Here is a 20003-nt window from a genome sequence, read left to right as displayed (position 1 = left end):
GCTTCTCGCTTTGTCTGGAATTGCTTTTTGACTTTTTACGCAATTCCGGACGGAAAACCGTGCCGCACTTTTCCCGGAATTGCTTCAAGCTTGCGCGTCGGCTGCTCAGAAAAACCGCCCTGTTTTCGAGCCCCGAGCGCAATTCCCGCGGATGGCACTGACCGCCACCATCCGCCGGACCCGGTCCCCGACCGCCGCCCTGATCGGGGACTTGCGGGCAATCGGGTTGGCGTGCGAGGTTCAGCCGCATGAAACCTCGCACGCCACCCGATTCTCCCCAGCTGTTCCAAGCGGTTCCCCTCGTGCCGGATTTCCGGCTGGAGCTCAAAGCCCGCAAGGCCGGCCACTGGCCGGTCGCCGGCGCCGACGAGGCCGGCCGCGGGCCGCTCGCCGGGCCGGTCGTTGCTGCCGCCGTCATCCTCGACCCGAAGCGCATCCCGGAGGGGCTGAACGATTCCAAGCAGCTTTCGGCGCAACGGCGCGAGGAGCTGTTCGTGCAGATCCTGGCGACCGCCACCGTCTCGATCGCCTCCTCCAGCTCGACACGTATCGACGAGACGGATATCCGTAAGGCGAGCCTCGACGCCATGCGCCGCGCCATCTGCAGCCTCGCCATCCCGGCAAGCTACGTGCTGACCGACGGGCTCGACGTGCCGCCCGGCCTCGATTGTCCCGGACAGGCTGTCGTCAAGGGCGATGCCCGTTCGGTCTCGATCGCCGCCGCCTCGATCGTCGCCAAGGTCACACGCGACCGGATGATGGCGCGCGCCCATCACGTCTTTCCCGATTACGGCTTTGCCGCTCATGTCGGCTACGGCACGGCGCAGCACCGCGCCGGCATCGAAAAACTCGGCCCCTGCTCCCTGCACCGGATGAGCTTTCGGCCGCTGCGCAAGGTCGAGGACGGTCCTGAGATGGACGAGCTGATCTCGGAATAGGTCTGGACTCCAGACTGCCGAGAGCTGCTTTAGGCCCCCTCCCCAACCGGACAGGCTCGGATTTCATAAAAGAAACTATCAACAAGAAAAGGCCGGGACATGCCCGGCCTTTTGCTCATTTCATTCGATACTGCTCAGTTGAGCCGCGTCTTGACCTGGCCGACGGCGTTGCCGAAGAGCTCGGACTGGACCTTGGCGTCGGCCTGCTTGGCGAGCACCGTTTCGGCAGCCGCGATTGCGAGATCGACGGCGGCGGAACGGACCGCCTTCATCGCTTCGGCCTCGGCCTGCTTGATCTTCTGCTCGGAAACCGCCGTGCGGTTGGCGACGAATTCTTCCGTCTTCTTCTTTGCTTCGGCGGTTAGCATTTCGGCTTCGCGCTCAGCGGCGGCAACGATGTGGGCCGCTTCGGCTTCGGCTTCCTTGCGCTTGCGCTGGTATTCGGCCAGCAGGTGCTGGGCCTCCTCGCGCAGGCGCTTGGCTTCGGCCAATTCGTTGCGGATCTGATCGGCGCGGTCGTCGAGCGACCGTGCCATCATGCCCGGAACCTTCAGGTAAACGACCAGCGCCAGGAAGAGGACGAGGCCGACAAAGGCGAAGAAAGTTGCGTCTAAGGCAAATTCCATCGATCAAGCCTCCTTCTTGGCGGCTGCGACGGCAGCGGCGACATCGGCCTTGGCGACGGTGCCGCCGATCAGTTGATCGACCACGGCAGCCGCGGTTTCCTCGGCAATGGTGCCGACATCGGCAAAAGCCTTCGCCTTGATTTCGCCGATGCGGAGCTCGGCAGCCTTAATCTTTTCAGACAGGCTCGCCTCGACAGCGCGGCGATCCTCTTCGGCCTTGGCCTTGGCGGCGTCGCGTGCGGCGGAGCCGATCGCGTTGGATTTGGCGCGGGCAGCAGCCAGTTCACCTTCATAGGTCTGAACAGCAGCGTCGGCTTCCGCCTTCAGGCGGCCCGCTTCTTCCAGATCCTGGGAAATGCGCGTATGACGCTGGTCGAGGATCGCCCCGATACGCGGCGCGATGACCTTTTGCATGAGCAAATAGAAGACGGTGAACGTGATCACCAGCCAGAGCAGTTGGGACGCGAAGGTCGTCGAATCGAAAGGCGGGAAAGGGCCACGGGCGTGCTCGCCGCCGGCAACACCAGTCTCGGTATGGACCTCGCCTGCGGCCGGAGCGGCATGCGCATCCGTACCCGTCGCTGCCGCCGGTGCTTCTTCAGCGTAAGCCGGGGTCACAAAAAACATTCTCACCTCCAGGTGGACTGCAAATGCAAAGGATCACGGCTTGCGGTGGCAGGCCGTGATCCATCTATTCGCCGATATCAGACGGCGAAGAGGAGGAGGAGAGCGACGAGCAGCGAGAAGATGCCCAGAGCTTCCGTAACGGCGAAGCCGAATACCAGACGGCCGAACTGGCTGTCAGCGGCAGACGGATTGCGCAGTGCGCCGGAGAGGTAGCTGCCGAAAATATTGCCGAGGCCGAGAGCCGTACCGGCCATACCAAAGCAAGCCAGGCCTGCACCGATGTACTTTGCTGCTTCCGCTTCCATGTTGAACTCCTTTGAAATGGTTGTTGCGGCGAATGACTGACGCCCTATGACGTCGATGTCGTTATCCTTAGTGCCCGCCCGGATGGATTGCGTCGTTGAGGTACATGCAAGTGAGCACCGCAAAGACGTAAGCCTGGAGGAAGGCGACGAGGAACTCGAGACCGGTCAGGGCGACGGTCATGATGAGGGGAAGAACGGCGCCGCCGACACCGACTGCACCAAGGGCTCCAAGCGAGGCGACGAAGCCTGCGAACACCTTCAGCGTAATGTGACCGGCGAGCATATTTGCGAAAAGACGAACGGACAGTGAAATCGGGCGGGACAGGAACGAAATGATTTCGATCGAGACGACCAGCGGCAGCAGGATACCCGGGACCCCCGAGGGCACGAAGACATTCAGGAAGTGGAAGCCATGCTTATAGAAGCCGTAGACGAGAACTGTGCCGATGACGAGGATCGCCAGTGCGAAAGTGACGATGATTTGGCTGGTGATCGTGAAAAAATACGGGAACATGCCAAGCAGGTTCGCCGTCAACACGAACATGAAGAGCGAGAAGACCAGCGGGAAGAACTTCATTCCCTGCTTTCCCGCGCCTTCCTTCAACATGTTGGCGATGAATTCATAGGACATTTCCGCAACCGACTGCGAACGGCCAGGTACGATGGCGCGGTTCGAGGTTGCGAAATAGAGGAAGCCTACGGCCACGGCGGCCGAAGCGACCATGAAGAGCGATGCATTGGTGAACGAGAAATCAATCCCGCCGATTTCGATCGGCACAATCTTGAAGATCTGGAACTGATGAGTCGGATCGTTGGACACCGCTTGTTCTCTCTCTTTGGCCCGCAGGACGCGGGGTCATTGCACTGGACCGGGACCGGTCCTTACTTCTTGTCGTCCTTATCGTCCAGAGGATGGGCCACCACCCCCGCAGAACGCAGCACGTTCAGAACGCCGGCACAGAATCCGAGAAGCAGAAGAACAATCATCCCCCAAGGCGCCGTGCCAACAAAACGGTCGAAGACATAGCCAAGGACAGCACCGACGACGATTGCGGAAATGAACTCGCTGGAAAGCTTCATCGCCTGGGCATAACCTTTGCGGCTTACCTCGGAACGGGCTTCGCTTGCCTCTTCCACTTTCGCCTCCACGCGCTTGGTCGCGAGTTTCGCTTCCAGTTGCGCACGGCGCTTCTCAAGACTTTCTTCGCGGTCATCCGCCATGGATCTCTCCTCGCCTGCCCGTCGCCCGCACTCCCGCTACCCCGGTCATTCGGACCCCGGACGCGAAGGTTGAAACCCTTCCGGCCCGTTCTGAAGTCGCGCGCAACATAGTTTTAGGGACTGGTATAGTCAAGGCGTAGGCAGCTTCTGTCCAGCCATAAAATAGTTTTGTCAAATCAAAGAGATAAGTCGTTTCTGGGGCGATCTGTTAAATTCGATGGAAAGAATCCGCTTTTCAGCCCGGCAAATCCGCTTGCCCGAGCGAATTATCTCAGCTCCAGCCGCCGCCATAGGTGCGATAGAAGACGTGAAGACCGATGCGGCCGACCTTTTCCATCGTCTTTGCCCATTTCGGCCTGACATAGACGGCATGGTAATGCGTCGCCGAGCCCACCTGCGGCAGCCAGATCTTACCTGATGTCACCGCCATCGCCACATCGCGGGCCATCCGCCAGTGATATTCCGAGTTCACCCTGTCCTTGATGCTGTCGCAGGCGAAGGAAAACTGGCAGCGGTTGCGCCAGTCCTCGTTCTGGTAGACGACGCCGCAGATGGTTTTCGGATAGGACGGGTTGCGGACGCGGTTGAGGATGACCTGGGCGACGGCCGCCTGTCCCTTCACCGATTCTCCCCGCGCCTCGAAATAGATGCCGGAGGCAAGGCACTGCTGCTCGCGGGCGGAAAAGACGCTCGGCGACAATATGCTGGCGGCCCAGGCATGGTCGCGCGGGCCGATCTGCGGGACGAAGCGGCCGCTATCCTGCTCGGTCAGAATGGAATCGAAAGGCGATTGGCGGGAATAGTCGGGCGCCGGCGGCCCATAGGCCGTGGCCAGGACATCGGCCTTGTCGCTGGTGACGAGGCTTGCGAGCATTGCCGGCACGCCACTATCGGTCACCACCGGCTGCTTCTTATAGAAAGAAGTGGCGATCTCGATTTCCTTGCCTTGGATCTTCGGCTTGACGAAAACCGACCTGTCCTTGAGATCGAAACTCGGGGTGAAGAGCATCCTGGTGCGCTCGAGGATCGAACCGGCGGAAAAATCCTTGGGCGGCTGCATCTTCTCGACGGCGACAACGCGGCCTTTCTTGGTGCCGCGGTTGACGCGATCCTCGTCGGGCGTGTCCTCGTGGCCTTTTTCCTTGCTGAAAGCCACCTTGCGGCCATCGGGAAGCACCATGCCGGCACCCGACGAGATCGAGCCCGTCACCGCCGGATCGGAAAAGGCAAGTTCGGCCTGATGGATCGAGCCGGCCGGCGAATTGGTCAGCACCATGCGCCAGTTCTCCCCCTCCCGATCGAGACCGGCGAGCATGGCGGCGAGATCCGCATGAGACGCGACGCTCGGGAAGATCAGCCAGCCGGCGAGCCCGAAGATTGCGGGCGACACCCAATTCTCGGGAAGAAGACGCAGCTTGCTACGGGAAGAGCTCTTTCGACGCAACACCAACTCCGGGCATGGAACGCGGGAACATTCCATCGAAAATCTCTCATTAACCTTGACGTCGGGTTAACGGGGCGTGCCGGAATGTGACCATGCGAAGTTTTGCATGTTCTAATGTGGCTTGTTTGACAGGGACGCATCCCCACTCTCCGTCATCCTCGGCCTTGAGCCGAGGATCCATGCCGCGGCTGCTGTGGATGCCGTGTGGATGCTCGGCTCAAGGCCGAGCATGACGGAAGACGAGGTCGCGGAAGCAGCCAGACAGCGCAGACACGCGTGTCGGGAATGTCGCCCGCACCTGTCAAATAATAACGTGCGACCCCAGTTCCACCACGCGGTTGGCCGGCAGGCGGAAGTAGTCCGAGGGGTTGGCGGCGGCGTTGGCAAGGGCGATGTAAAGCCGGTCCTGCCAGTAGGGCATGCCTGATTTGGCGTCCGGCACCAGCTTGCGGCGGCCGAGATAGAAGGAGGTCGACATGATGTCGAACTTCAGCCCCGTCTTGCGCAGCGTCGCCAGGGCCTGCGAGACGTTTTGGGATTCCATGAAGCCGAACAGCAGTTCAACGCGGGAGAAACGCTCGGAAATCTGCTCGACCTTATAGCGGTCGTGGCTCGGCACGCGCGGCTTGTTGACGGTGCGGATCGTCAGGATGACGTTGCGGTCGTGGAGCACATGGTTGTGCTTGAGATTGTGCAGCAAGGCGGCGGGGGCCGATTCCGGGTCGCTCGTCAGGAAGATCGCGGTGCCCGGGACCTGGGCCGGCGAATGTTCGCTCTTGCGCTCGATCGAGCTGACGAAGGAGGGGAGCGGAATATCGGTGTGGCGGGTCTTTTCCATCAGGATCGCGGTGCCGCGACGCCAGGTCCACATGATGACGGTAAAGGCGGTGGCGATCAGGATCGGGATATAACCACCGTCGTGGATCTTCAAAAGGTTGGCGCCGAGGAAGATCAGTTCGAGCACGACCAGCGGCGCAAGCGCGATCACCGCCACCGGAAGCGACCAGTTCCAGCGCGCGCGAACGAATTCGAAGGCCATGATCGAGGTGACGACCATCGCACCGGTGACGGAGATGCCATAGGCGGTCGCCAGCGCATCCGAGGTCTTGAAACTCAGGACCAGGAAGATGACGCCGATGAACAGCACAGCATTGACCGACGGCACGAAGATCTGCCCGGTATTGGTTTCCGACGTGAAGAGGATTTCCATACGCGGCAGGAAGCCGAGGTTGATGCCCTGGCGCACCATCGAGAACGCGCCCGTGATGACCGCCTGGCTGGCGATGATCGTCGCGGCAGTCGCCAGGATGACGACCGGCAGCAGCGCCCATTTCGGATACATCAGATAGAAGGGATCGGACATCGTCTCCGGATTGCCGAGAACGAGAGCGCCCTGCCCGAGATAGTTCAGCGTCAGCGCCGGGAAGACCAGCAGGAACCAGGCCCACTGGATCGGACGGCGGCCGAAATGGCCGAGATCGGCATAAAGCGCCTCCGCACCGGTCACCGTCAGGAACACGGCGCCGAGCACGACGACGCCGTAAAAGCCCTCATGCAGCAGAAAGCTGACGGCATAATAGGGGTTGAAGGCGGCGAGGATGCCGAAATCGTCGGAGATATGGGAAATGCCGGCGGCAGCCATGACCAGGAACCAGACGGCGGTGATCGGGCCGAAGAACCTGGCGACGGCGCCGGTGCCGCGCGATTGCACGACGAAGAGCAGCGCCAGGATCACCACCGAAATCGGCACGATATATTCCGAGAGCCTCGGCGTGACGAGTTTCAGGCCCTCGACCGCCGAGAGTACCGACAGCGCCGGCGTGATCATCGCATCGCCGAGGAAGAGGGCAGCCCCCATCAGGCCGAGCAGCATCAGTATGGCGGTATGGCCGTTGGCGGTTTTCATCAGAAGGGCGAGCAGCGACAGCGTTCCGCCCTCACCTTCGTTGTCGGCGCGCAGCAAAAACAGCACATATTTGATGGTGACGATGATCGTCAGCGCCCAGATCATCAGCGAGATCAGGCTGATGACCTCGAAACGGGTGACGCCGTCATGGGCGACCGGCTTCAGCGCCTCGCGAAAAGCATAGAGCGGGCTGGTGCCGATATCGCCGTAGACGACACCGACGGAACCGAGCGCAAGATAGAACAGCTTTTTCGGCGTCATCTGGGATTCGTTCGGATGGCTCTCTTCGGACATGAAGTTGCAACAGGCTCCTCAGAGCCAGCCTTTCCAGCGGAAAAAGAAAAAGGGGATGACGGCTGATATCACCATCAGGGCCAGCGAATAGGGATAACCCGCGGCCCAGGCCAACTCCGGCATGACCTGAAAATTCATACCATAGATGGAGGCGACCAATGTCGGCGGCAAGAAAACCACCGAGGCAATCGAGAAAATCTTGATGATCGAATTCTGCTCGATGTTGATCAGCCCGAGCGAAGCGTCGAGCAGGAAGGTGATGTTGCCTGCAACGAAGGCGGCATGCTCCGACAGCGACTGGATATCGCGCGAGAGGGTGCGGCAGAGTTCCTTCGTCTCGCGGTCCTGCTGGACCGCCGGAATCGTGTGGAAGAAGGTCAGCAGGCGGGACAGCGAACCGAGGCTGTCGCGCACCTTGCTGATCATCCGGTGATAACCGGCGATATCGCGCAGCTTCTCCTCTAGATAATTCGAGGGCTTGCGCGTCTTCTTCGCCCGATCGCCGAAGACATGCATCGACAGGATATCGAGGCGCGAGACGGAGACCTCGAGGATCTCGGCGGTGCGGTCGACGATCGTCTCCAGCAGTTTGGCGAGAAGGGCAGCGCCGCTGCGCCAGTTTTCCGGCAGCCGGTGGAGGGCAGCGATGAACAGCGCAAAGGATTTGGGATGGGCGTAGCGGATGGTGACAAGCCGGTTTCCGGCCAGGATGAAGGCGACATCGGTCAGCGTCGGCGCGTCGGTATCGGCCTTCCAGAGCAGCGAGGCGGTCATGAAGACAGCGTCGTTTTCGACGTAGAGACGGGCGGAGGGCTCGATATCCTTGAGGTCGTCCCGGGTCGGAACCTCGATGCCGAGCACCTTCTCGACATAAAGCTCCTCGTCGCGGCTCGGCTCGATCATGTCGATCCAGACGACATCCTCGGGGAAGGATGCGGGATGCGACAGATCGCGGATCTCGACCGACCTGCAATTGGAACAGTAAGCGGTGATCACCGGCAGCCTTTCCATGCGGCCGCCAGCGCGGCAACGCGAGGGTCGCTCGTCCCAGGTCCCAACGGAAGCGGATCAAAAAAGGTCATACAACTCCGGCTGCATCCAACCTTGAAGGCCGGCATGCGCATTGTGCTCCACCGCATCGCAGCGATCAATCCTTCGATCGACAAGACAACTCCGAACTTGCAGGCGGGCCGAAATCTTCCAAACGAGGACGGCCGTCATTGAGCATCTGCAGCAAACGCCATCATGGCGCCGCGCGCATATGCAGCAAAGCCGTGAAATAATCAAGACATCTTCCGTGAAGCGCGGCTTTTCACCACGTTTCCCCCACAATTTGGGGTACTGGCGATCGCGATTCGGCCGCTCGGAGCAGCCGCCCGGGTGCCGATGACAGCGCTTATTCGAAGACGATTGTCGGGGCGGGACGCTGGGTCTGGCCGCCGAGCTGCTCCCAGACCTTGGCGGCGATGCCGCGATAGATGCCGGCGACGACGCCGTTCGGCTCGGAGGCGACAAGCGGCGTGCCGGCGTCGGAGGTCTCGCGAATATTCATCGTCAGCGGCACTTCGCCGAGGAAGGGCACACCGATGCGCTCGGCCTCCTTGCGGGCGCCGCCATGGCCGAAGATGTCGTAGCGGGTGCCGGTATCCGGCGCGATGAAATAGCTCATATTCTCGACGATGCCGAGCACCGGCACTTCGACCTTGCGGAACATGTTGAGGCCCTTGCGGGCATCGATCAAAGCGAGGTCCTGCGGCGTCGAGACGATGACGGCGCCGGCAAGCGGCACCTGCTGGGCCATGGTCAGCTGCGCGTCGCCGGTGCCGGGCGGCATGTCAACGACGAGCACGTCGAGCTCGCCCCAGGCGACTTCGCGCAGCATCTGCAGGAGCGCCGACTGGACCATCGGACCGCGCCAGATCATTGCCGTCTCCTCGTCGACGAGGAAGCCCATCGACATGACCTTGAGGCCGTAATTCTCCATCGGATTGATGATGCGGCCGTCGATCTGGGTCGGGCGGCCGGATATCTTCAACAGCCGCGGCATGGAGGGACCATAGATATCGGCGTCGAGAATGCCGACGCGCAAACCGTTGGCAAGCAGGCCGAGCGCCAGGTTGACGGCGGTGGTCGACTTGCCGACCCCACCCTTGCCCGAGGCGACGGCGATGATGGCGCCGATGCCGGGGACGCCGATCTTGCCGGCCCGCGGCGGCTGTTGCTGCGGCGCGTGCGCATGGCCACCATGGTCATGCCCGTGATGATCGTGGCCGGCATGGCCGTGCGACGGGTTCGGCACCGGGCGGGCAGCCGGAGCGGCGGCGGCAGCTTTCTTGTCTGCGGTCAGTGCGACGAGCGCGCCCTTGACACCTGGCATTGCCTTGACGACGCGCTCGGCGGCGAGCCGCATCGGCTCCAGCTCCTTGGCACGATCGGCCGGAACGGTGATAGAGAAATAAACCTTGCCGTCGGAGATAAAGACGTCGGAAACCATACCGAGCTCGACGATATCGTGCTCGAGATCCGGTCCACGCACGGTCTTCAGCGTTTCGAGAACCTGTTCCTTGGTGACGTCGGTCATTCCACCCTCACTGCTGCTTCCCGATCACAGATAGTGGAGACGGACGCCTTCGCCAAACAAAATCATCGGCGGGAAAATCGATTTGCCGGCTTGCAAAAAGCGCCGGGGAGAACGGGCAATCCGTTGCGGCCATCAAGTCCGCCGGGCTTTCGCCCTGATGGCCGCAACGGTCTCCCCGAGAACCGGCGCAATCCGGGGCGAACTAGAGCAAGCCGACAAAAAGGCCAGCGAAAAATGAAGCGGGAGGGCCAAATGGCGCGCAGCTGTGCAAGAGGCGGTGCCAAAACGCAACAACCGCCGCCGACACCGAAGGCTTGGGAAAAGCGGCATCGGCGTCGGGCAGCGGTGTGCGGCCGCGCCATTTCCTGGCGCTGGTCCAAGTCCCCTCTGGGCCTCTGGCAAAAGAGAAGCAGAAAGCGTGCCAGACGGAAAATCGGCGGAAATGGCGCAAACGCCGGCTGGGACGGCCGCCATATGCCCAAGCGCTGGGCGCCCGGCGAAGACCCGCTATGCCTTTTGCACCTTATTTGATCAGGCCGATCCGAAGCGCCTTGGCCACCGCCTGGGTGCGATTGACCGTATCGAGCTTCTTGGTGGCACGGTTGAGGTAGTGATTGACCGTGTGCTCGGAGAGGGTGAGGATTTCGGCGATTTCCGCACTGGTCTTGCCAGCCGCTGTCCAGTTGAGGCAATCGATTTCCCGGTCGGTCAGCGTGTCCGTAATGCGCGTGTCGAGGTTGCGGATCTCGGCAAGCCTGTCATAGACATGGATCGAGATATAGCAAAGCTCGCGCATCTCCGCCGGGCTGAAGGGCTCGCGGTCGCCGGCGAAAGAGATGGCGCCGCGCACGCCGGATGGCTCATGCGTCGGGAAATAGGCGCCGCGCATCATCCGGAAACGTTCGAACAGCGAGGCGACGAGGATGGACTTGCCGTCGTCGCGCGACCAGTTTTCGCGAGACATGTCGTAGAAAAAGGGCCGCGCCGATGTTCTGAGCCGCCTGAGAACCGGGCTGTTGACCAGCAGTCCCTCCTGGTCGTAGAGCGCCAGAAGCTCGGCCGGCCAACTGGTGATGACGGTGCTGCCCTGGATATCCAGGGAGGTGACCGGCGGCAGATTGAGAACCAGGAAGGCACGGCTGCGATAGGCTTCCGTCACACGTTTCAGGAACCGGAAAATATCGAACTGGGTCTTCAGGCCGGCTATTTCCTGGATGTAATCGTCGTCTTCCTGGGATGTTTGCGACAAGGGTGCCATCACATTTCTTCATCTTCGGCGCAACGGCCGGTTCGATTGCCTCGGGGAATGACGATCGCTGATTGGATCACATGGAATCGGCCTCGCCGCAGAGGCGTTCGGCCGGCAGGTGGTTAATCGATTTCGCGGACTATTTGCAGTTGTCGTGATTCGCCCGAAAATCTCAATATCGCCCTCATCATAAGCATGCTCTCCGATCGCATTTAGCGGCGCGGGCCGAGCCGAACGCGCATATCTTCCATGATCCTCCCAGCTGCCAGCTGAACTGGAACGGTCCATTGGCACAGAAGTTCCATCGACAGACGATAGGCCGGGCCGGTAATCGAAATGCCGCCGATAAAGCTCCGATCCTGCGACCATAGCGGAGCGGCGACACAGCGGATGCCGGCCTCATGCTCCTCGCGGTCGAAGGCATAGCCCTGGTCGGTGATCTCGCGGATTTCGGCAAGCAGCGTTTCTGCCGAGAGATGGGTCGAGGCGGTAAAGCCGATGAAGTTGAGGCCGGCGAGGAGATCGGCGAGGAGATCGGCCGGTAGCAGGGACAGGGCGGCCTTGCCGACACCGGTGCAGTAGCAGGGCGAGGCATTGCCGATCTGCGAATACATGCGCACCGGCTGACGACCGTCGACCTTGTCGAGATAGATGATCGACTGGCCCCTCAAAACACCGAGATGCACCGTTTCGCCGGTCGCCTGCTGCAGAGCGGCAAGGTGCGGCTCGGCAATCAGCCGGAATTCATTGCGCGCCCAGCTGCGTGCCGCAAAATCGAGCAGGCGCAGGCCCGGCGCATAACGGCCGTCGCCATCAAGCTCAAGCAACCCTTCCTCCACCAGATGGCTCAGCTGGCGATGCAAGGTGCCGCGCGGCTGGCCGGCAAGGGCGAGGATATCGGTGAAACGCAGCGGCGCATCGGCATGGGTGACGAGATCGAGCAGAACCATCAGTTTGCCGAGCGTGCCGGTCTCGCGGCTCTGCGCCATGCTTTCGCTATTTGAATTCATCGTCTCGTCCGCCCTTGACAGCAAGGCCAGCATAATTTGATAATTCCATATAGTCAAATATAGTTCCAAATAATGGAACGCATTGAATATCAAAAGGCGACGGCGATGCCAGCACAATTTCCGGAGTTCAGAGATCGAACCGTGCTGGTGACGGGCGGCGGATCGGGCATCGGTGCTGCGATCGTCGAAGGCTTCGCGCGCCAGGGCGCCAAGGTCTCGTTCATCGATATCGCCGAGGCTGCCGGCCGCGAACTCGCCGAAAGGCTGTCGCAGGAGACCATGCATCCAGTCTCCTTTCACCATGCCGATCTGCGCGACATCGAGGCGATCCGGCGCACGGTCGATAGCGTCATTGCCAGCTCAGGGCCGATCCGCGTGCTGGTCAACAATGCCGCCTGGGACGACCGCCATGAATTCGACGCGGTGACCGAGGCCTATTGGGACAACAACCAGGCGGTCAACCTCAAGCATGTGTTCTTCACCTCGCAGGCAGTCGTGCCACCAATGCGGGTGGCCGGCGGCGGGGCGATCATCAATATGTCGTCGATTGCCTTCAAGCTGAACATGGGTGGCTTTCCCGCCTATGCGGCAGCCAAGGCGGCGGTCGTCGGGCTGACGAAGAGCCTGGCGGGCAGGCTCGGGCCGGAGAACATCCGGGTCAACTGCATTCTGCCCGGCATGGTCGTCACCGAGCGGCAGATGCAGCACTGGCTCACCGAGGAGAGCATTGCGCGCTCGGTCGAGGACCAGTGCCTGAAGATCGCGCTCAAGCCCGATGCGATCGTCGGTCCGTGCCTGTTTCTTGCATCCGACTGTGCGGCTGGAATGACCGCCCAGTCCCTGATTGTCGATGGAGGCGTTCTGTAATGGCAAATCCCGCTTATGTCGCGGTGGACTGGGGCACCAGCAGCTTCCGGCTCTGGCTCATGGGTAGGGACGGCACCATCCTTGCCGAACGCCGCAGCGGCGAAGGCATGACGAGCGCGGCAAAGACCGGCTTTTCCACCGTGCTTACCGGCCATCTCACAGCCATTGAGGCGCCGGAAAACCTGCCGGTGATCATCTGCGGCATGGCCGGCGCACGGCAGGGCTGGGTCGAGGCCGGTTATATCGATGTGCCGGCGCCCCTTGCCTCCGTCCTCACCGGGGCGGTCTCCGTGCCAGGCGAAAGCTGTGACATCCGCATCCTGCCCGGCCTTGCCCAGCGGGATATGGCGACACCCGACGTCATGCGCGGCGAGGAAACCCAGCTTCTCGGCGCGCTCGGCAGCGCAAGCGCGGGCGCCCAGGCGGTCTGCATGCCCGGAACCCATTCGAAGTGGGTGCATGTGGGCGACGGCAAGGTCACCGGTTTTTCGACCTTCATGACCGGCGAACTTTTCGACGTCATCAGCAAACACACGATCCTTTCGCATGCCGTTGCCGGCGCCGAGGAGCAGCCGGCCGATGCGCCCGCCTTCGAGGCGGCGGTCTCGGCCGCTTTCGCGCGGCCCGCGCTTGCCTCCAATCTGCTCTTTACCGCCCGCTCGGGGCAGCTCCTGCACGGAATCTCCGCCGCTGCCGCGCAGGCCCGCCTCTCCGGCACGCTGATCGGTCTCGAAATCGCCGGTGCGCTGCAGGAGGCGGCCAACTCAGGCATCACCCTGGTCGCTTCCGGGCGCCTGCAGGCGCTCTATGAACAGGCCTTCAAAACCCTTTCACTTCCCTTCACCGCCATCGATGCGGACGCCGCCGTGCGCCGCGGGCTTTCGGCCGCCGCCGAAGCCATCTGGCCGAATTGAGAAAGCCGACACGATGAAGCGTATCCCCTTCCCCGACATGAAGCGCCCGCTGATCGCCATCCTTCGCGGCATCCGGCCCGACGAGACCGAAAGCGTGGTCGGCGCCTTGATCGACAATGGCCTGATGGCGATCGAGATCCCGCTGAATTCGCCGGAACCGTTCAAATCGATCGAGATCGCCGCCAAGATGGCGCCGCCCGAGGTGCTGATCGGCGCCGGCACGGTGCTGACGGTCGAGGCGGTCGACAGCCTGCATGCGGCCGGCGGCACGCTGCTCGTCACGCCGAATGTCGAGCCCGAGGTGATCATCCGGGCGCGCCAATACGGCATGGTGACGATGCCTGGCGTCTTTACCCCGACAGAGGCGCTCGCCGCAGCGCGGGCCGGCGCCACCGGTCTCAAATTCTTTCCGGCAAGCGTGCTCGGTCCTTCCGGCATCACGGCGATCCGGGCGATCCTGCCGCCGGAACTGACGATTGCCGCCGTCGGCGGCGTGTCTGACAAGAATTTCGGCGATTACACCAAGGCCGGCATCTTCGCCTTCGGTCTCGGCACCAGCCTCTACAAGCCCGGAATGACCGCATCAGAGGTTGCCGAGCGCGCCAAGGCGACCATTTACGCCTATGATGCAGCCATTGGGAGCGTGAGCGTATGACCGATATCTACGAGTTCGAGGGCAAGACCCTTTGCAACACCAATTCCGTTCTCGGCGAAGGCCCGACCTATGATCCGGACAGCAACACCGTCTGGTGGTTCAACATCCTCGGCAAGGAACTGCACGAGCTCAATCTCTCGACGGGCGCCAAAAAGGTGCATCCATTGCCTGCCATGGCGAGCGTGCTTGCCCGTATCGACGCCGGCCGGCAGCTGATCGCGACGGAGGAAGGGCTTTTCGTTCGCGATGTGGCGAGCGGCAACCTCACCTTCTATGCCGCGCTCGAAAACGACAGGCCGGAGAACCGTTCGAACGACGGCCGCACCCATCCTTCCGGTGCGCTCTGGATCGGCACAATGAGCAAGCGGGCGGAAAACCAGGCCGGCGCCATCTATCATGTCGCCGGCGGCAAGGTGACGAAGATCTTCAACGGCATCAGCATCCCGAATTCGATCTGCTTCTCGCCGGACGGCACGATCGGCTATTATACGGATTCCCGCCTTAATCGACTGATGCGCGTCATGGTCGATCCGAACACCGGCATGCCCTCGGGCGAACCGATCGTGCTGGTCGACAGCGCCGACGAGCCCGGCGACATCGACGGCTCGGTGGTCGATGCCGATGGTTATATCTGGAATTCCCGCTGGGGTGCTGGCGTCGTCGACCGCTACAATCCCGACGGGTTGCGCATCTCGCGCTATAAGGTTCCCGCCGTCCAGCCCTCCTGCCCCGCCTTCATCGGCGTCAATGCCGACCGGCTGGCAGTGACGACCGCCTGGGAGGGCCTCGACGAAGATGCCCGTTCTGCGCAGCCGAGCGCCGGCGCGCTGCTCGAACTCGGCATCGAGGTGAAAGGCGTGTTCGATCCGGTCTACGTGATCTGAAGACAGCTTGCCCGTAACAATCAGAGGCGCTTCCGGCCGGAGGCGCCTTTTCTCGCTCTGGTGGCGGTTGCGCGATAAATGTTCCGTGAAAATCGAGAAATTTTCCGTGTTTTCAACCGGAACCATTCGGCGCACCAGTCATTTTCCTTTCGAACCGGCGCGGCAATGAAACAGAAATTGCCGCGTCAGCGACCACTCTAGGAACTGAAGGTAGGTTCGAAATGACACGCAAACTCTTGACGACCGTTGCCGCTGGCGCACTGTTTGCCACGGCTTTCGCACCGGCGGCATTCTCGCAGGCGGCGCCGCAGCCCGCGGACCCGGCCGCTCCGACACAGGCGGCTCCGGCCGATCCGGCAGCACCGAAGCCGATGACCCCTGACGTCACCAAGCCCGCAGGCGATGCCGCACAGGCTCCGGCTGCAGCCCCGACGGCAGACACGGCGCAGGCCGGCTATATCACGGAGCAATCTCCGGACCAGGTCAGCGCCAACACCTATATCGGCCAGTCGGTCTATAACGGCAACAATGAAAGCATCGGCAGCGTCAACGACCTGATTCTCAAGAAGGACGGCGGTTTCGTTGCTGCGATCGTCGGCGTCGGCGGCTTCCTCGGTATCGGCGAAAAGAACGTCGCCGTCCCGATGGAGAAGATCACGGTCGCCCAGAATACTCAGGATGGCAGCGTCAAGCTGACGACAAGCGAAACGGCTGAATCGCTGAAGGCTGCACCTGAGTTCAAGACGCTGGCCATGCAGTCGGCCGAAAAGGCTCCGGCTGCAACCGGCACCGACACCACGGCCACCGGCTCGACAACGCCCAAGTAAGTTGGCGTTTAGCCAGCCCGGCCAGATATACCGCGCGGTAGTATAGCGTAGGCGATGGCGCTCCTAGGGGCGCCATCGCTTTTTGCTATGTCGGTCTTTGGAGCATGATAAACCGCTCACACTTTTCGGCATCATGCTTTATGCGCTGACACGCTCCGCCATGGCGGGATCGTAATAGTTCTCGTGCAGAAAGCGCAGTGTGGCGATCCCGTCCGCCGGGCGGCCGAAATGATAGCCTTGGCCCATGCCGCAACCGAGCATGCGCAGCTTCACTGCCTCGGCATAATCCTCGATGCCCTCAGCCACGACTTCCAGCTCCAGGCCGTCGCACATGGTCAGAATCGCCTTGATGATGTGTTCGGAGGCGCGGTCGGAGTTGATGCGCGAGACGAAGGCGCGGTCGATCTTGATCTTGTCGAAGATGAAGTCGCGCAGGCGCCCGAGGCTCGACTGGCCGGTGCCGAAATCATCAAGCGAAATACGCACACCGGCGGCGCGCAGATCGGCGATGATGCGGTGGGCGGTATCGGCCGAGCTCATCACCGCGGTTTCGGTGATCTCCAGCTCCAGGCGATGCGGATCGAAGCCGACCCGACCGAGGATCGACAGGACGCTGCCGCTGGTGCCTGGATCCATCAACTGAGCCGAGGAGAGATTGAACGACAGGAAGAGTTCGCGCGGCCATGAAAGAGCTGCTTCGGTGGCTTTGCGCAGCAGCGCTTCCGACAGTGCATCGATGAAACCACGTTCTTCGGCGAGCGGCACGAAGACGCCGGGAGAGACGAAGCCGAGATCGGGATCGTTCCAGCGGGCGAGCGCCTCGAAGCCGACCACCTGATTGTTGGAGAGCGAGACGATCGGCTGGAAATGCACGTCGATCGCGTCGGAGATGATGGCGTTTCTAAGCGCCTGCTCCAGCTGCGTCGCGCGTTTCATTTCCTGGGCGATCTCGCGCGAATAGACGGTGATCTGGCCGCGCCCGCGGCGCTTGGAACGGTAGAGGGCGGTTTCGGCGCTCTTCAGCAACTCTTCGCAGTCTTCTCCGGCGAACGGGTAGATGGCAAAGCCGAGGGAGGCGGAAAGACGGACGTTGCGGTCGCCGAGATCATAGGGGGCCGACAGTATTTCACGGATCATCTGGCCGAATTTTTCGGCACTCGCCCGCTCGAAGATCAGCGGCAGCACGAAGGCGAATTCATCTCCGTCATGGCGGGTGACCAGCGCGCCATCGGGAATGCAGGCCCTGAGGCGATGGGCGACCTGACAAAGGATCTCATCGCCGGCAGCCGAGCCGAAAAGATCGTTGATCGGTTTGAAACTGTCGAGATTGGCGATGCCGATGGTGAAGGGAGCCGGGTCGCTAGCGCGCTCGGAAGAGATCTGCAAGACCTTGTCCCGCATGCGATTGCGGTTTCCCAATCCGGTGAGCGGATCGGTATAGGCCATCGCCTGAAGCTCATTCTGACCGACGGTCAAGAAAGCTGTGTCCGCCGATTTCATCATTCACCCGAGCTTTCCCGCGCCATGCAAAGAATGACCGGCATGTCTTAACAATTTGATAGTAAATCAGCAGGCATTGCCGCTAAAACCACCCCAGAATCCAGGAGTCGACCGGTAGTCCCGGCTAAAGTCGTTAATTTTTATGTCGTTAGCCGGAACCGCTAAGAGGTCCTGATGACATGTATCAGCCTCGCGCCCGTATGCCTTCATCCAGCAGATGCCTCTGGAAGACAGCCTCGAGCATATCGGGGCTGACCGGTTTCATGATGACATCGTCCATGCCTGCCTTGACGCATTCGGCGCGGTCTCGTTCGAAGGCCTGGGTGAGCACGCCGATGATCGGGGTGTGGCTTGTCCCGCCGGTTTCTTCCATCTGCCGGATGAGGCGGGCAGCCTCGAAGCCGTTGAAGCCCGGCAGCGAAATATCCATCAACACGATCTGCGGCCGGTGCTCGGCCCAGAGGCGCACGGCTTCATCGCCGGTCGCCGCGATCATATGGCGATAGCCAAGGCCTTCGAGGATCTGCGAAAAAACGATCTGGTTGATATCATTGTCTTCGGCGACGAGAACCTGCAGGCCGACGACGTCGTCAGAAATGCTGATTTCCCAATCCGAATCCGCACCGGCGGCGCCATTGCGGCTGTTGCGATTGAAATGGCGGGCGATCTGGAAGGTGAGCTCGTTGGCGATCTGAAAACCGTCCATAACAAGCGCCGGGATGCCATATTGCTCTGACAGTTCGAGGCAGCGCATGCCCATCTGGTTGTCGATGATCAAGAGATCGAGCGAGATGCCGGAGGAAGTGGCGATTTCCAGGAACCGCTCCTCCTCGTCCTCGCCGCGGACCGAGCAGGATTCGAAACCGTATTTCGACAGCGTCCGCAACGCGGCGGTCTCAGCGGCAAGGTCGGACGTGACGACGAGGACCTTGCGGCCGGAAAAATTCTCCGGAACGATCGCTTCCATCGCCGCCGGCTCGCGGCGCTCGACAGCGCTCGGTACCGGCACATAGGCGCGGCGATAGCTTTGATTGCTTGAGGTGGTGATCGCCGATGCCCGGCCGAACTCGTCGAGATCGGCGCCATCGCGCGGCAGATCCTGCATGGTCGACACGAGGAAATAGCGGCCCGGCTTGCCGATGCGGTGCTTGCGGCTGACGATGTCGCGCTCGATGCCGTCGCGGGAGATCTGCCGCTGGCGGGAGACGGACATCTCGCCGGTCTCCAGCACATGACGGTCGCTTTCTTCGAAACGCTTGGCGATCTCGACGGAAAAAAGGTCGCTGCTCTTGCGCCCGAGCACCTCGTCGGCGGTCGTCTGATATTTCTCGCAAAAGGCGAGATTGACCGCGACATAGGTGAGGTTGCGGTCCTTGACGAAGAGCGGGAACGGCAGATTGTCGAGAATGTCCTCGGTGAGCTGCACCCGCTCCAGATCCGAGCGCCATTGCTCTTCGCGCTTCTTGTCCTCGGAAATATCAGAAATGATGGTGACGCCGTAACCGCCGGGGAGCCTGCGTTTGACGAAACGGACCCAGCTGTCGGCAGCATGGCGCTCGACGGCATCGAAGCGCTCGCGCCAATGCGAGGCGATTTTCTGCGACAGCCAATCCTCGCGGCTCAGCGAGCCGCGCTGCTTCACGTCATATTGCTGGCGAATGCCGGTGTCGTAAACCGCGCCGAGGAAATCGCGAAGCCGCGTGCCGGGCTTCAGCATCTCGGGGGGCAGCGGGAAGAATTCCAGCGTCTGGCGGCTGGCGAAGATCAGATGATCGTTCTTGTCATAGATGATGAAAGCTGACGAAAGGCTGTCGCACACCACATCGAAAAGCGCCGTCTGCAGATCGGCTCCGGCGGAAATCCCGTCGGTTTCCGATGATGTGTCCGCCTTATCGAAGCCGGCACTCATGCTGTTGCGTCCCACATCTGTTCGATTTCGAAAGCTTCCGGAGGTATTTGAATAGAAATGCCATTTTTATGTTAAAACCGGCTTAACACTACAGCGCCGCGGGTCCTTTCCAGGCGCGCATAGGGCGCAATAACACTTTGAACTGCTGCATAATTTCATCAGTAAATCGGTTCCGATTTAAGCATGAATTATGCAGCGGCGATTCCCAGGTTGCGGGAGCCTCGGATCACGCTTTGGGAAAGCCCG

19 protein-coding genes are annotated in these 20003 nt (G+C 61.4%); 6 read left to right on the top strand and 13 right to left on the bottom strand.

The genetic code is table 11. The features are described from left to right. Nucleotides 1-248 precede the first annotated feature (248 nt). Nucleotides 249-938 (top strand): ribonuclease HII, encoded by a 690-nt coding sequence (locus K6N12_RS18235; protein ID WP_003588235.1) that lies wholly within the window; start codon nt 249-251, stop codon nt 936-938. A gap of 134 nt (nt 939-1072) precedes the next feature. Here K6N12_RS18235 and K6N12_RS18230 read toward each other — a convergent pair whose 3' ends face one another. The 11 genes from K6N12_RS18230 to K6N12_RS18180 form a co-directional block, all read right to left on the bottom strand. Further along, nucleotides 1073-1564 (bottom strand): F0F1 ATP synthase subunit B, encoded by a 492-nt coding sequence (locus tag K6N12_RS18230; protein WP_097624028.1) that lies wholly within the window; start codon nt 1562-1564, stop codon nt 1073-1075. A gap of 3 nt (nt 1565-1567) precedes the next feature. Then, nucleotides 1568-2191 carry a F0F1 ATP synthase subunit B gene (locus K6N12_RS18225; RefSeq protein ID WP_097624027.1) on the bottom strand — a complete coding sequence of 208 codons (624 nt, stop codon included), beginning with the start codon at nt 2189-2191 and terminating at the stop codon, nt 1568-1570. A gap of 77 nt (nt 2192-2268) precedes the next feature. Beyond that, on the bottom strand, nt 2269-2496 hold the full coding sequence (locus tag K6N12_RS18220) for a F0F1 ATP synthase subunit C (protein WP_003545854.1): 228 nt from the start codon (nt 2494-2496) through the stop codon (nt 2269-2271). A gap of 67 nt (nt 2497-2563) precedes the next feature. Then, on the bottom strand, nt 2564-3316 hold the full coding sequence (locus tag K6N12_RS18215) for a F0F1 ATP synthase subunit A (protein ID WP_097624026.1): 753 nt from the start codon (nt 3314-3316) through the stop codon (nt 2564-2566). A gap of 62 nt (nt 3317-3378) precedes the next feature. Beyond that, nucleotides 3379-3717 (bottom strand): AtpZ/AtpI family protein, encoded by a 339-nt coding sequence (locus K6N12_RS18210; protein WP_097624025.1) that lies wholly within the window; start codon nt 3715-3717, stop codon nt 3379-3381. 271 nt (nt 3718-3988) lie between these two features. Further along, nucleotides 3989-5197, bottom strand: a complete 1209-nt coding sequence (locus tag K6N12_RS18205; protein ID WP_097624024.1) for a cell wall hydrolase — start codon at nt 5195-5197, stop codon at nt 3989-3991. A gap of 265 nt (nt 5198-5462) precedes the next feature. Continuing rightward, a complete protein-coding gene (locus K6N12_RS18200; protein ID WP_097624023.1) occupies nt 5463-7361 on the bottom strand; it encodes a potassium transporter Kup in 1899 nt (632 codons plus the stop codon). 18 nt (nt 7362-7379) lie between these two features. Further along, nucleotides 7380-8357, bottom strand: coding sequence for a magnesium transporter CorA family protein (locus tag K6N12_RS18195; protein ID WP_097624175.1), 978 nt, complete (start codon nt 8355-8357; stop codon nt 7380-7382). Between the two features lie 400 nt (nt 8358-8757). Continuing rightward, nucleotides 8758-9942: an Mrp/NBP35 family ATP-binding protein gene (locus K6N12_RS18190; RefSeq protein ID WP_097624022.1), complete on the bottom strand. Its 1185-nt coding sequence runs from the start codon at nt 9940-9942 to the stop codon at nt 8758-8760. A 523-nt stretch (nt 9943-10465) separates the two neighbouring features. Further along, on the bottom strand, nt 10466-11200 hold the full coding sequence (locus tag K6N12_RS18185) for a LuxR family transcriptional regulator (RefSeq protein ID WP_097624021.1): 735 nt from the start codon (nt 11198-11200) through the stop codon (nt 10466-10468). Nucleotides 11201-11403: 203 nt separating this feature from the next. After that, nucleotides 11404-12201, bottom strand: coding sequence for an IclR family transcriptional regulator (locus K6N12_RS18180; protein ID WP_097624174.1), 798 nt, complete (start codon nt 12199-12201; stop codon nt 11404-11406). Nucleotides 12202-12306: 105 nt separating this feature from the next. Here K6N12_RS18180 and K6N12_RS18175 point away from each other — a divergent pair, with 105 nt between their 5' ends. The 5 genes from K6N12_RS18175 (at nt 12307) to K6N12_RS18155 (ending at nt 16348) form a co-directional block, all read left to right on the top strand. Further along, a complete protein-coding gene (locus K6N12_RS18175; protein WP_097624173.1) occupies nt 12307-13068 on the top strand; it encodes an SDR family NAD(P)-dependent oxidoreductase in 762 nt (253 codons plus the stop codon). Then, nucleotides 13068-13982, top strand: coding sequence for a 2-dehydro-3-deoxygalactonokinase (locus tag K6N12_RS18170; RefSeq protein WP_097624020.1), 915 nt, complete (start codon nt 13068-13070; stop codon nt 13980-13982). The genes K6N12_RS18175 and K6N12_RS18170 overlap by 1 nt, the downstream gene beginning before the upstream one ends. A 13-nt stretch (nt 13983-13995) precedes the next feature. Further along, nucleotides 13996-14637: a 2-dehydro-3-deoxy-6-phosphogalactonate aldolase gene (locus K6N12_RS18165; protein ID WP_097624019.1), complete on the top strand. Its 642-nt coding sequence runs from the start codon at nt 13996-13998 to the stop codon at nt 14635-14637. Next, nucleotides 14634-15521 carry an SMP-30/gluconolactonase/LRE family protein gene (locus tag K6N12_RS18160; RefSeq protein WP_003588263.1) on the top strand — a complete coding sequence of 296 codons (888 nt, stop codon included), beginning with the start codon at nt 14634-14636 and terminating at the stop codon, nt 15519-15521. The genes K6N12_RS18165 and K6N12_RS18160 overlap by 4 nt, the downstream gene beginning before the upstream one ends. A 221-nt stretch (nt 15522-15742) precedes the next feature. Next, nucleotides 15743-16348, top strand: coding sequence for a PRC-barrel domain-containing protein (locus tag K6N12_RS18155; protein WP_097624018.1), 606 nt, complete (start codon nt 15743-15745; stop codon nt 16346-16348). A gap of 138 nt (nt 16349-16486) precedes the next feature. On the opposite strand, the gene K6N12_RS18150 is transcribed toward K6N12_RS18155, so the two are convergent. After that, the gene (locus K6N12_RS18150) at nt 16487-17851 is read right to left on the bottom strand and encodes a putative bifunctional diguanylate cyclase/phosphodiesterase (protein ID WP_131711078.1); all 1365 of its coding nucleotides are present in this window, start codon (nt 17849-17851) and stop codon (nt 16487-16489) included. Nucleotides 17852-18032: 181 nt separating this feature from the next. Next, a complete protein-coding gene (locus tag K6N12_RS18145) occupies nt 18033-19757 on the bottom strand; it encodes a response regulator (protein ID WP_097624016.1) in 1725 nt (574 codons plus the stop codon). Between the last annotated feature and the right edge of the window lie 246 nt (nt 19758-20003).

This window comes from Rhizobium redzepovicii (assembly GCF_019793435.1).
GTDB lineage: Bacteria > Pseudomonadota > Alphaproteobacteria > Rhizobiales > Rhizobiaceae > Rhizobium > Rhizobium redzepovicii.
Note: the sequence above shows the minus strand (reverse complement) of the source record. Positions and strands in the feature narration are given on the sequence as shown.